At 64.7% G+C, this 11,827-nt stretch carries 8 protein-coding genes; 2 read left to right on the top strand and 6 right to left on the bottom strand.

Going from position 1 to position 11,827, the window contains the following annotated elements; all coding sequences use genetic code 11:
• Positions 1-137 precede the first annotated feature (137 nt).
• Together VJV41_RS23935 and otsB are read left to right on the top strand one after the other, a co-directional pair.
• Positions 138-1,106: a 1-phosphofructokinase family hexose kinase gene (locus VJV41_RS23935; RefSeq protein WP_325337921.1), complete on the top strand. Its 969-nt coding sequence runs from the start codon at positions 138-140 to the stop codon at positions 1,104-1,106.
• Between the two features lie 28 nt (positions 1,107-1,134).
• Entirely contained in the window at positions 1,135-5,097 is a 3,963-nt protein-coding gene (gene otsB / locus VJV41_RS23930) for a trehalose-phosphatase (RefSeq protein WP_325337919.1), read from the top strand.
• On the opposite strand, the gene VJV41_RS23925 is transcribed toward otsB, so the two are convergent.
• From VJV41_RS23925 to VJV41_RS23900, 6 genes are all read right to left on the bottom strand, one after another.
• On the bottom strand, positions 5,094-5,978 hold the full coding sequence (locus VJV41_RS23925; RefSeq protein ID WP_325337917.1) for a universal stress protein: 885 nt from the start codon (positions 5,976-5,978) through the stop codon (positions 5,094-5,096). The genes otsB and VJV41_RS23925 overlap by 4 nt on opposite strands.
• 400 nt (positions 5,979-6,378) lie before the next feature.
• The gene (arcC, locus tag VJV41_RS23920; protein ID WP_325337915.1) at positions 6,379-7,311 is read right to left on the bottom strand and encodes a carbamate kinase; all 933 of its coding nucleotides are present in this window, start codon (positions 7,309-7,311) and stop codon (positions 6,379-6,381) included.
• A gap of 5 nt (positions 7,312-7,316) precedes the next feature.
• A complete protein-coding gene (locus VJV41_RS23915) occupies positions 7,317-8,321 on the bottom strand; it encodes an ornithine carbamoyltransferase (protein ID WP_325337913.1) in 1,005 nt (334 codons plus the stop codon).
• Positions 8,322-8,334: 13 nt separating this feature from the next.
• Positions 8,335-9,594: an arginine deiminase gene (locus VJV41_RS23910; RefSeq protein WP_325337912.1), complete on the bottom strand. Its 1,260-nt coding sequence runs from the start codon at positions 9,592-9,594 to the stop codon at positions 8,335-8,337.
• Between the two features lie 20 nt (positions 9,595-9,614).
• Positions 9,615-11,093: an arginine-ornithine antiporter gene (arcD, locus tag VJV41_RS23905; RefSeq protein ID WP_325337910.1), complete on the bottom strand. Its 1,479-nt coding sequence runs from the start codon at positions 11,091-11,093 to the stop codon at positions 9,615-9,617.
• 225 nt (positions 11,094-11,318) lie between these two features.
• The coding region (locus VJV41_RS23900) for a nitroreductase/quinone reductase family protein (RefSeq protein ID WP_325337908.1) at positions 11,319-11,827 on the bottom strand (509 nt) is incomplete at its 5' end.

Below are 11,827 nucleotides of genomic sequence, written 5' to 3'. Positions count from 1 at the left end.
CGGTGCACCGACATACCGTCCGAGGACCATAGTGCCCGCGGTGAAAGTCACGACCGGTTAGGGCACAAGGTCCCTAACCTCCGACTTGGGACTTCGGTCCCTACCGCCGAACCACGCCACGTAGTCGGATCAACGGCATGGACTCGACGAGCGGAGCATCGATCGTCACGTTGACGATGAACCCGGCGCTCGACATCAATACCGACGCCGAGGTGGTCGGGCCGACTGACAAGATCCGCTGCGGTCGTGCCCATTACGATCCCGGTGGCGGCGGAGTCAACGTCGCTCAGGTCGCCCACAATCTAGGCGCGTCGGTGACGGCGGTCTTTCCTGCCGGCGGTGCGACTGGCGCCGCGTACACCGATCTGCTTGCTGAGCGTGGCGTCCCGTTTCGCTGTGTCGAGATCGGCGGCTCTACTCGAGAAAGCTTCACTGTCAACGAGATCAGCACCGGCATGCAATACCGGTTCGTGCTCCCGGGGCCGTGCCTGACGTATGCCGAGCAGCAGCGTTGCCTCACCGAGCTTCGCGACGCGGCGACGGCCGCCCGGTTTGTTGTGGCCAGCGGCAGTCTCCCACCGGGCGCGCCCGTGAACTTCTACCAGCAGGTGGCTCTCGTGTGCCGGGATCTAGGCGCGCAGCTGATTCTGGACACCTCCGGCGGCGGTCTGCGACACATCACCTCCGGAGTCTTTCTGCTCAAGGCGAGTGTGCGAGAACTGCGTGAATGCGCCGGGCGTGACCTACTGACCGAGTCCGCGCAGCTGGATGCCGCACACGAAATCATCGACTGCGGACAAGCCCGAGCAGTTGTGGTGTCACTCGGCTCCGAAGGCGCATTGCTTGCCACGCCAGGAGAAAGCTTGCGATTCAGCGCGATTCCGATGCGGGCGGTCAGCGGGGTCGGTGCAGGGGATGCAATGGTGGCCGCGATCGCGGTCGGGCTGAGTCGCGACTGGACGCTCAGCGATTCGGTGAGTTTCGGCATTGCCGCCGGCGCGGCGATGATGATGACTCCGGGCACGGTGCCGTGCGGCAGGGCCGATGTGGAAAGGCTTTTCGAAGTTGCCGAAAAGCCGGTGGACGTCGGTGCAGTATGCGTGTAATCGGTCCTCGACAAAGGGAAAGCGCCCGATGAATACCACTGTGACGATCGACCCCAGATTGCACGACGCGGTGATTTTCGACCTCGACGGTGTGGTCACCGATACCGCATCGGTCCACGCGGCGGCGTGGACCGCGATGTTCAACGATTTCCTCGCCCGGAGGCCGGCAAGCGACAGCGAAAACCACCAACCCTTCACCACAGGGGACTACCTGCGTTTCGTCGACGGCAAACCACGTTATGACGGCGTGGCCGACTTCTTGGCGTCGCGCGGAATCTCGTTGCCCCCGGGCCGGTCCTCGGACACCACCCAGGACACGGTGTGCGGGCTCGGCAACCGCAAGCAGCAGCTGTTCCTCGAGCGCATCCAGGATGGAGTACCCGTTTTCGAGTCGACGGTCGCGCTCGTGCGCAAGCTTGCCGAAACCGGCGTTGCGACAGGCATTTACTCGTCGAGCCGCAACTGTGAGCAGATACTCAAGGACGCCGGTCTGGAGGCTCTGTTCGCAGTCCGGGTCGACGGGGTGGTGGCCGAGTCCCTCGGGCTGCCGGGCAAGCCCAACCCCGCCGTCCTGTTGGAGGCCACTCGCAGATTGGGCGCGGTGCCGGAACGGTCGGTGGTGATCGAGGACGCCGAGGCCGGCGTGGAAGCCGGTCGCAGCGGAGGTTTCTCGTTCGTCATCGGCGTCGACCGCACATCACACGCCGAGGAATTGATCCGTAGCGGCGCCGACGTCGTCGTCGCTGATCTCGCCGCAGTCGCCGTGCGCACCGGTGACAAACGCATGTCGTCGCTGCCCAACGCACTGGACTCCTACGGTCAACTGATCGGCGTCGTCGCCGGCCGGAAGCCGTTGGTATGCCTTGATTTCGACGGCACCTTGTCTGAAATCGTTTCCGATCCCGATGCCGCGACCCTCGTCGACGGCGCGGCCAAGGCACTGGAGCACTTGGCGGCGCAGTGCCCCGTCGCGATCCTGTCCGGCCGCGATCTGGCCGACATTCGCGACCGCGTCGGCCTGCCCGGCATCTGGTACGCCGGTAGCCACGGCTTCGAACTGATCGGCCCAGACGGCAGCCACCATCACAACGACGCGGCCTCAGCCGCGGTACCCGTGCTGGAACGCGTTGCGACCGAACTACGCAAGGAGCTCGGCGAGATACCGGGAGCACGGGTAGAGCACAAGCGCTATGCCGTTGCGGTGCATTACCGCAACGCCCCGCCGGCGAGCGTCGGCGAGATCATCGCGGCAACGCACCGGCACGGGCAACGACACGGCCTGCGGGTGACGGGCGGCCGCAAGGTAGTCGAACTGCGGCCCGACATCGACTGGGACAAGGGGACCGCGCTGGAATGGATCCGCGAACAGATCGATCTCACCGGCCGCGTGCTACCCATCTACGTCGGCGACGACCTCACCGACGAAGACGCATTCGATGCGATTCGCTTCGACGGCGTCGGGGTGGTCGTGCGCCACGATGAGGACGGCGGCCGCCCGACGTCCGCGCAGTTCAACCTCAACAGTCCCGGCGAGGTGTGCGAATTCCTGCGCCGCGGCGCCAACTGGATGGCCTACGAACAAGAGACCTCTGACGACGCATGGACGCTGACGTTCGAGGGCTATGACCCGCACAGTGAGAAACTCCGTGAAGCGCTGTGCACCGTCGGTAACGGTTATTTCGCCACCCGTGGTGCCGCGCCGGAATCGAAGGCCGGTCAGATCCATTACCCCGGCACCTATGCCGCCGGTGTGTTCAACCGTCTCGTCGACGAGGTAGACGGCAAGACGACCGGGCACGAAAGCCTGGTGAACCTGCCCAACTGGCTGCCCCTGACATTCCGCATCGACGGCGGCGATTGGTTCGACATCGATGCGGTCGAATTGTTGTCCTACCGACAGGTTTTCGACCTGCGCCGCGCGGTTCTGACTCGTGAGCTGCGTTTCCGCGACGATGCCGGTCGCACGACCTCTCTGACGCAGCACCGATTCGCCGCCATGCACATGGCCCATGTTGCGGCACTCGAGACGATCGTCATGGCCGAGGACTGGTCGGGCACACTCGAGGTCCGCTCGACGCTCGACGGCGGCGTGGGTAACCGACTGGTGGAGCGTTATCGGGACCTCGCCAGCACCCACTTGAACAAGCCGGTCACGCGTGAGCTGTCGCCGAACTCGGTGCTGCTGATGGTCGAGACGACGCAGTCGCAGATCCCGGTCGCGTTGGCTGCGCGCACCACCATATGGCGCGACGGATCGCCCGCGACTGCAACCTATCGACTCGTCGACGACGAGTGCGAGGTCGGCCACGAGATCCGAACTGAGCTGGCGCCACGCCAGTCGGTCTCGGTGGAAAAGGTCGTCACGGTGGTCACCGGTCGCGACGTCGCGACTTCGGCTCCGTGTGACGGAGCCGAACGACGCCTCGACCGCCTGGAGCGATTCGCCGAGATATGCGACACCCATGCCGTGACGTGGGCTCATCTCTGGGAGCGGCTGTCGATCGAATTCGACGATCACACAGACGAATTGCGAATCCTGCGCCTGCACCTGCTTCATCTGTTGCAGACGGTTTCCTACAACAGCGAGGACCTCGATATCGGTGTGCCCGCCCGAGGACTGCACGGCGAGGCCTACCGCGGCCACATCTTCTGGGACGAACTGTTCATCTTCCCGGTCCTCAACTTGAGACTTCCGACTATCACTCGTGCTCTGCTGCGCTACCGCTACCGGCGGCTGCCCGAAGCGCGCCGTGCGGCCGAGCTCGCCGGGTATGCCGGCGCGATGTTCCCGTGGCAATCCGGCAGCGACGGACGCGAGGAAAGCCCCGAACTGCATCTGAATCCGCGCTCTGGCCGTTGGAATACCGATCCCAGTCACCGCGCACACCACATCGGGATCGCCGTGGCCTACAACGTTTGGCAGTACTACCAGGCCACCGGGGACCTGGCATATCTGATCGACTACGGCACCGAGATGCTGGCGGAGATCGCCCGATTCTGGGTCAGCCGGGCGACATACGACAACGAGCGGGATCGCTACAGCATCAACGGTGTCATCGGGCCCGACGAATTTCACGCGGGATACCCGGCCACGCCGTACGACGGCGTCGACAACAACGCCTACACCAACGTGATGGCGGTCTGGGTGATCCTGCGTGCGCTGGAGGCGCTCGAGTCGTTGCCGCTGCCGAATCGCCTCGACCTGCGTGAGCGGCTGGGGCTGACAGATGCCGAGCTTAAGCAGTGGGATCACGTCAGCCGGCGCATGGTCGTACCGATCCATGACGGCGTGATCAGTCAATTCGAGGGTTATGACAAGCTCGAGGAACTGGATTGGGAGTCGTATCGAGCGCGCTACGGCAACATCCAACGCCTGGACCGCATTCTCGAAGCCGAGCAGGACGACGTGAACCGGTATAAGGCTTCCAAACAGGCTGACGCGCTGATGTTGCTGTATCTGCTGTCATCGGACGAGTTGCGGGAGATCCTCGACCGTCTCGGCTATTCCTTTGGCCCCGACCAGATACCGAAGATGGTCGACTACTACCTCGCGCGGACGTCGCATGGATCGACACTCAGCGGTGTGGTCCATACGTGGGTGCTCGCGCGGGCCAATCGCGATCGCGCGATGGAGTTCTTCGAGCAGGTGCTCAAGTCCGACGTCGCCGACATCCAGGGCGGGACCACCTCCGAGGGTATTCATCTGGCCGCCATGGCCGGCAGCGTCGACCTCGTGCAAAGGTGCTTCACGGGCTTGGAGATCCGTGGCGACCGCATGGTGCTGTCCCCGCATTGGCCGGAAACGCTTGGTGCTCTGGGCTTTCCGGTCCACTACCGTGGCCACCATCTGCATGTGCGGGTCAGCGGCAAGGGCGCCGAGATCAGCGTGGATCCGCGAGACGTTCCGCCTGTCGCGATCGAATGCCGTGGCCGGGTCGAACAGCTCGCGCCGGGCTGCACCGTTCGGTTCCCGAGCGTCCCGTCAAACTAGGCCGGCCGCGCCACGATCACCGGCATACGGGCGGATTGAACGACCGCCGCGCTAACCGATCCGAGCAGCATGCCGGCAAAGCCGCCGCGGCCGTGGCTGCCCACGACGACCAGTTGGGCCGCCTCAGAGTGTTCGACGAGTTGACGAGCCGGCCGGTCGCACGCCACGTGGCGATGAACCGTGACGTCGGGGTAGCGCTCCTGCCAGCCCGCCAGCCGCTCGGCCAGCACCGCGTCCTCCGACGTCTTCATCCTCGACCAGTCCATGTCGGGAAAGCCCATCACCCCACCGTCGCTCCACGCATGCAGGGCAATCAAATTCACGTGTCGACGTGACGCCTCGTCGAACGCGATCGCCGTGGCCAGCTCCGAGGTCGGAGAGCCGTCGATACCGACGAGGACGGGAGCCTGCGCGGGGTACGGCATCAGGGGGTCTTCGTCGTGAATGACCGCCACCGGGCAATGCGCATGCTGGACCATGCCGGCGCTCACCGAACCCAGAATGCCGCCGAGCGCGCCCTGTCCGCGGCTACCCACCACGGCCATCTCGGCGTCCTTGGACACGTCGACGAGTGTGGGAACCGTGGCCGAGTAGTACATTTCGGTTCTCATTTGGATTCGGCCGGAGTCGCCCACGGCGGCCTCGGCGACCCGGATCGCGTCGTCGATGAACTGGTGCCCTCGCTGCTGTTGCCATTTGCCGAAACCGCTCGGCAACGGTGTCCGGGCCCAGGGCGCAACCATCCCGTTCGCGACATGGACGAGTGTGAGCGCGACATTGCGCAGTGCGGCATCCCGTGCCGCCCAGTCGACTGCGACCTTGGAGGCGGGCGATCCGTCGACACCGACGACGATTCCAGGACGTTCGATCGATACGGACATACCCCGACGGTAGGGCCGGGGCGAGGCTAGATCGTAGGGGCCAAAGCCCTCACTGGGTCGTGCTTTTGGACCCCTCCGCAGTTAGCTGGGCATCTGAGGTCACTAGGCAGCCTGGTACGACGTCCAGACCTCGCCGCGACGGTGTACCAGCTCACCGATCGCCTACACGCGGGACGCACGGTCCGGGTGTCCCGCCGACGCGATCAGCGCCACGGTGTCGGTCTGGTTGGCCGAGCTCGGTGTATACAGCCCGATGGTTGAGGTCCTGGCGTCGCCGACCGGTTGTCCATCGACGTGTCCGCTGCGGCCTAGCGTCGGGAGTCACCAGTGCGGACCGATGGGACAACTCCGCGTCGAAACTGTTGTTATCGAGGACTTTTGCGAGTAAGCAGCACGGAAACTACAGTCTCGGCGCAGCAGCACGCTGGCGCGTGCGGACCCTTGTCCCCGCGGCGCCCTCGACAATCTTCGTGATGTCGACAAGGGATCCGATGACGGCTTCGTTGCCGGTGGTTCGCGCAAAGTCGCATGCAGCCTGGACTTTGGGGCCCATCGAACCGGCCGGCAACGTCAGATCACAGAGCTCGTCGGGTGTGACCTCGCCCAGTCGGGCCTGATCGGGCGTGCCCCAGTCGGTGTAGACGCCGTCGACGTCGGTGGCGATGACGAGCAGATCGGCGTCGAGTTGTTGCGCCAGCAGAGCTGAGGCGAGGTCCTTGTCGATCACCGCCTCGACGCCGTGTAGTCGGCCGTGTTCGTCGTACATCGTCGGTATGCCGCCGCCGCCAGCGCAGATCACGATCGTGCCGCCCTCGACGAGGTTGCGGATCGGCCGGATCTCGAAGATTCGCTTGGGCTTTGGGCTGGCGACGACGCGGCGGAACTTGTCACCGTCGGGTGCGATGGCCCATCCACTGGCTGCCTTGAGGCGCTCCGCGGTCTCCCGGTCGTATACCGGTCCGATCGGTTTGGTCGGGTGGGCGAACGCGGGATCGTCGCGGTCCACTTCGATCATCGTCAGTAGCGTGGCCAACGGCTGCTCGGCGGGCAGCAGGTTGCCGAGTTCCTGTTCGATGACGTAGCCGATCATCGCCTCGGTCTGCGCACCGAGCACGTCGAGTGGATACGGAGCGACGTCGTGGTAGGCCGCCGCCTGCAGCGCGAGCAGTCCGACCTGTGGTCCGTTGCCGTGCGCCACGACGATCTCGTTGCCCGGCGCCACCGCAGCGATGCACTCCGCGGCCACGCGGATGTTGGCGCGCTGGTTCTCCGCTGTCATCGGCTGCCCGCGCTGCAGCAATGCGTTGCCGCCGAGGGCGATTACGATTCGCATGGGGTTCAGCTGAGCGCGGCCACGAGGACCGCCTTGATGGTGTGCATTCGATTCTCGGCCTGGTCGAAGGCGATGTTCGCGGGGCTTTCGAATACATCCTCGGTGACTTCGATGCCGTTGGCCAGATGCGGGTACTGGGCGGAGATCTGCTCGCCGACATGCGTCTCGGAGTTGTGGAACGCCGGCAGGCAATGCATGAACTTCACCCGCGGATTACCCGCCGCAGCCATGAGTTCGGCGTTGACCTGGAAGGGCAGCAGAAGATCGATCCGCTCACCCCAGGTCTCGATCGGCTCGCCCATGGAAACCCAGACGTCGGTGTAGATGAAGTCGACACCGCTGACGGCCTTGAGCGGATCGTCGGTGATGGTAATCCGGGCGCCGGATGCCTCGGCGAAGCTGCGGCACATCTTGACGTGTTCCTGGCTGGGCCACAGCGTTTCGGGTGCGCCGATTCGGACGTCCATACCCAACTTCGCACCCACCAGCAGTAGTGAGTTGGCCACGTTGTTTCGGCCGTCCCCGACGAACGCAAAGGCGATGTCGGTCACCGGTTTAGGGCAGTGCTCGGTCATGGTGAGGATGTCCGCCAGCATTTGCGTTGGGTGGAATTCGTCTGTGAGCCCGTTGAACACCGGCACGCCGGCGTATTCCGCCAACTCCTCGACGACCTCCTGGCCGGCGCCGCGGTATTCGATGGCGTCGTACATACGGCCCAGCACGCGGGCGGTGTCTTTCATCGACTCCTTGTGCCCGATCTGCGAGGACGTGGGATCGATGTAGGTCACGTGGGCGCCCTCGTCGTATGCCGCCACCTCGAAGGCGCAGCGGGTACGCGTGGAGGTTTTCTCGAAGATGAGGGCGATGTTCTTTCCTGCCAGGCTGGTTCGGCTGAGGCCGGAGTATTTCGCGCGCTTCAGATCCCGGGCGAGATCCAATAGATAGAGCAAGTCGCGGTCGGTGTGGTGCACCAGGCTGAGCATGCTGCGGTCGCGGATGTTTAGAGCCATCGTGTGTCTTCCTTTAGGTGTAGAGCGGATCGCGCAGGATCGGGCACGTCATGCACCGGCCGCCTCCGCGGCCGCGGCCCAGCTCGCTAGCGGTGATGGTGACGACCTCCACACCGGCCTTGCGCAGGGCCGTGTTCGTCAGGATGTTGCGGTCGTAGCCGATGACAACGCCGGGCTCGAGCGCCACGACGTTGTTACCGTCGTCCCACTGCTCGCGTTGGATGCCGTAAAGGTCGCCGGCCGTCGTGACGACCCGGAAGTCCACGCCGACGGCTTCACCGATGGTGGGAATCAACCCTTTTGACTCACGGCGGATGTCCAAACGGGACGGCGAACTGTCGTCGGGCCGCAGGCTGAACGGCACGATCCCGTCGACGATCGGTGCGTATGCCGTGACGAGGTCGTGATCGCAGAAGGTGAAAACAGTGTCCAGGTGCATTGCCGCGCGGGATTTCGGAAGCCTTGCGATGATCACCCGTTCGGCTGCGCCCGCCGCGAACAAGTTGCGTGCCACTTGGGTGATCGCCTGGTGTGACGACCGCTCACCCATCCCGATCACGACCGTGCCCTTGCCGATCGGCATCACGTCGCCGCCCTCGAGACTGGCCGAACCGTGTTCGCGGGCAACACCTTCCGCATCACCGAGCCAGATGTCGAACTTCTCGTCGGCGAACGCAGGGTGGAACTTGTAGACCGCCGTGGTGAGCAGGGTTTCCTGGCGTCGAGCCGGCCAGTACATCGGATTCAAGGTGACGCCGCGAAAGATCCACGCGCTGTTGTCGCGCATGAACTGCGTGTTGGGCAGCGGCCGAAGCACGAACCCCGCAGGGTCCAGCTCGCGGAAGGCCGACAGGAAGCTGCCGGCCACCTCGTCGGGTACGTCCTGGTAGGAGACCCCGCCGATGAGGAACTCCGCCAGCCGATCCGCCGGGAGCTCCGTCAGCCACGCCCGGATCTCGTGTGTCAGTCCGGAGCCGACCAGGTCGTCGGTGACCTTGCGGTCCAGCACCCAGTCACGGGCCTCCGGGATGGCCACCACGTCGGCGAGCAGGTCCTGTAGTTCGAGAACCTCCACGCCGCGGTCGACCATCTTGGCGGTGAAGTCGAAGTGGTCGCGGCGGGCCTGCTGCAACCAGATGACGTCGTCGAACAGCAGCTCGTTGCAGTTCTCCGGCGTCAGGCGCTGGTGTGCAAGCCCCGGTGCGCATACCAGGACCCGTCGCAACCGGCCCGCCTCCGACCACACCCCGAGCTGAGATTGGTGTGTATTCATCTCTGCGCCTTGTTGATTCGTCACAGCACTGACAGGTTTCCGGTGACCATCATCACGACCGCCACCAACGACGTCAGCGCCACGACGCCGACGACCGCGAGTTCGGGTTTCGTGAACGCGGGCAACCGGCTTTCCTTGCGGGCCCACAGGTACATCGCGGTGCCGGCCAGGTAGAACAACGCCGCGATCAGCAGGTACTGCCAACCGCCGGCGTAAACCAGCCACACCGCGTAGCCGAGAGCGACCACACCGACGATGAGGTCACGAGCCCTGCCGTGGCCCGATTCGTAGGTCTCACCGCGCACGGCCAGCAGCACCTGATACGCCGCAGACCACAGATAAGGCAGCAGGATCAACGACGTCGCCAGGTAGACCAGGTTCGTGTAGGTGCTTTCGTTGGCCAGAGTCCACAGCAGCAATGCCTGGACGCACAAGTTCGTCAGCCACAACGCAGTCGCGGGCGCCCCGTGTGCGTTCTCCTTCGCGAGGGCCTTGGGCATGACGTGTTCGAGCGCGGGCAGGCGCAGGATCTCCACGCACAGCATCACCCACGCGATCAGCGCGCCGAGCAGCGAGATGACCAGGCCGACGGAAATGAAGGCCGCGCCCCAGCTGCCGACCTGACTTTCGAGCACGCCCGCCATCGACGGGTCGGGCACACCGGCCAGCTGGGCCTGGGCCATCAGGCCGTACGACAACAAGTTGACCAGTAGTAGCAACGCCAGCACACCGGCGAAGCCGAGCACAGTGGCGCGGCCGACATCGCTGCGCTTCTTGGCGCGCTGCGAGTAGACGGCGGCGCCTTCGATGCCGATGAACACCCAGACCGTCACCAGCATCATGTTCTTGACCTGCGTCATGGTGCCGCCGAGCGAGGCACCGTCGATTTGTGTTGTCTTGCCCCAGAAGTCGGCGGTGAACAGCCCGGCTTTGAAGCCGACCGCGGCGATCGCGATGAACACGACAATGGGCACGATCTTGGCGACTGTCACGATGACGTTGACGACGGCGGCCGTTTGGATACCGCGCAAGGTCATTGCGTGCACGATCCAGAGCAGGATGGACGCTCCGATGATGGCGGGCACGGTAGCGCCGCCCTCGAAGGCCGGGAAGAAGTAACCCAACGTCGAGAACAGCAACACCAGGTAGGCCACGTTGCCCACCCACGCCGACATCCAGTACCCGAATGCCGATGTGAAGCCGATGTAGTTGCCGAACCCGGCGCGGGCGTAGCCGTAGACGCCACCGTCGACGTCCGGCTTGCGTGTGGCGAGTGTCTGGAAGACGAAGGCCAGCATCAGCATGCCGACGCCCGTGACGACCCACCCGATCAGAAGCGGGCCAGGCGCCGCGCTGCCAGCCATCTGGGAGGGCAGGGCGAAGATGCCGCTGCCGATCATCGACCCGACCACGATCGCGGTCAGCGCGGCCAGGCTCAGGCCCGTCCTCACGCCGGCGGGGCGGTTCTTCGGCGGAGGAGGTACCAGCGTCTGTGACATCGTCGTGCTCCCAGCTCGGTGGATACGAGGTCGCGGATGTCGCCTCGTGCTCTTGACGCTAGGGGCGGGTCTGTTGGTGCTGAGGAGGCTTTAGTCCTTCATCAATGGCCGTAAGTCCCGGTCTCGCTGCGAACAGTTGCCGTATGAAACCTCGAAACTGAAGTTACGCAGAGGGTTTCTCGCACTTTGACTGCATCGCTTCAGTCTCGGCGCGAATACGGCGGGCTACAGGTAACGGACGAGGAAGACCGGGTACTGCGCGCTGATTGCCTCGAATGCCGGTAGCGGGGCATCCGGCGACACCGGGATGTGCGGCCGTCCACCGGGAACCTTCTGCAGATATCGGCGCAAGATCGGCGCACGTTCGCCGACCGGGAGCTCGATGAGCTCACACCGGCGTGCTCGGCGGCGTCGCAGGACGGCTTGGTTATTGGCCGCTCGCAGGTTCTTGACCCAATTGCATTGCTCGCCGAGCATCGAAGCGAGATACCACTCTTCGCCGACATCCGCCATGCCGAGAGGGAATTGAGTCCTTCGGCCCGTTCGTCGTCCGGGCACCTCTAAGACGACCCAGCGCCGAGGCAACAGGCCGAGTCGAATTATCCGAGCCCAGAACCGGGCGTAGCGACGGGCTTCCTTGTTGCCCCGTCCTCCGGCGTACATCTCGCGCAGCTTCTCGGCGGGCAGCCAGCCGAATCTCATTGTGGCCCCGAAAGTTCGGCACTCACGGCCTC

The organism is Mycobacterium sp. (genome assembly GCF_035274705.1).
Classification (GTDB): Bacteria; Actinomycetota; Actinomycetes; order Mycobacteriales; family Mycobacteriaceae; genus Mycobacterium.
The sequence above is the reverse complement of the archived record's forward strand: the minus strand, read 5'-3'. Positions and strand labels throughout refer to the sequence as shown.

What these genes read in the sequence shown, in the direction of transcription:
- arcC (WP_325337915.1), bottom strand. Translation starts at nt 7,311, where the DNA reads ATGCGAATCGTAATCGCCCTCGGCGGCAACGCATTGCTGCAGCGCGGG.
- arcD (WP_325337910.1), bottom strand. Translation starts at nt 11,093, where the DNA reads ATGTCACAGACGCTGGTACCTCCTCCGCCGAAGAACCGCCCCGCCGGC.
- VJV41_RS23910 (WP_325337912.1), bottom strand. Translation starts at nt 9,594, where the DNA reads ATGAATACACACCAATCTCAGCTCGGGGTGTGGTCGGAGGCGGGCCGG.
- VJV41_RS23925 (WP_325337917.1), bottom strand. Translation starts at nt 5,978, where the DNA reads ATGTCCGTATCGATCGAACGTCCTGGAATCGTCGTCGGTGTCGACGGA.
- VJV41_RS23935 (WP_325337921.1), top strand. Translation starts at nt 138, where the DNA reads ATGGACTCGACGAGCGGAGCATCGATCGTCACGTTGACGATGAACCCG.
- VJV41_RS23915 (WP_325337913.1), bottom strand. Translation starts at nt 8,321, where the DNA reads ATGGCTCTAAACATCCGCGACCGCAGCATGCTCAGCCTGGTGCACCAC.
- otsB (WP_325337919.1), top strand. Translation starts at nt 1,135, where the DNA reads ATGAATACCACTGTGACGATCGACCCCAGATTGCACGACGCGGTGATT.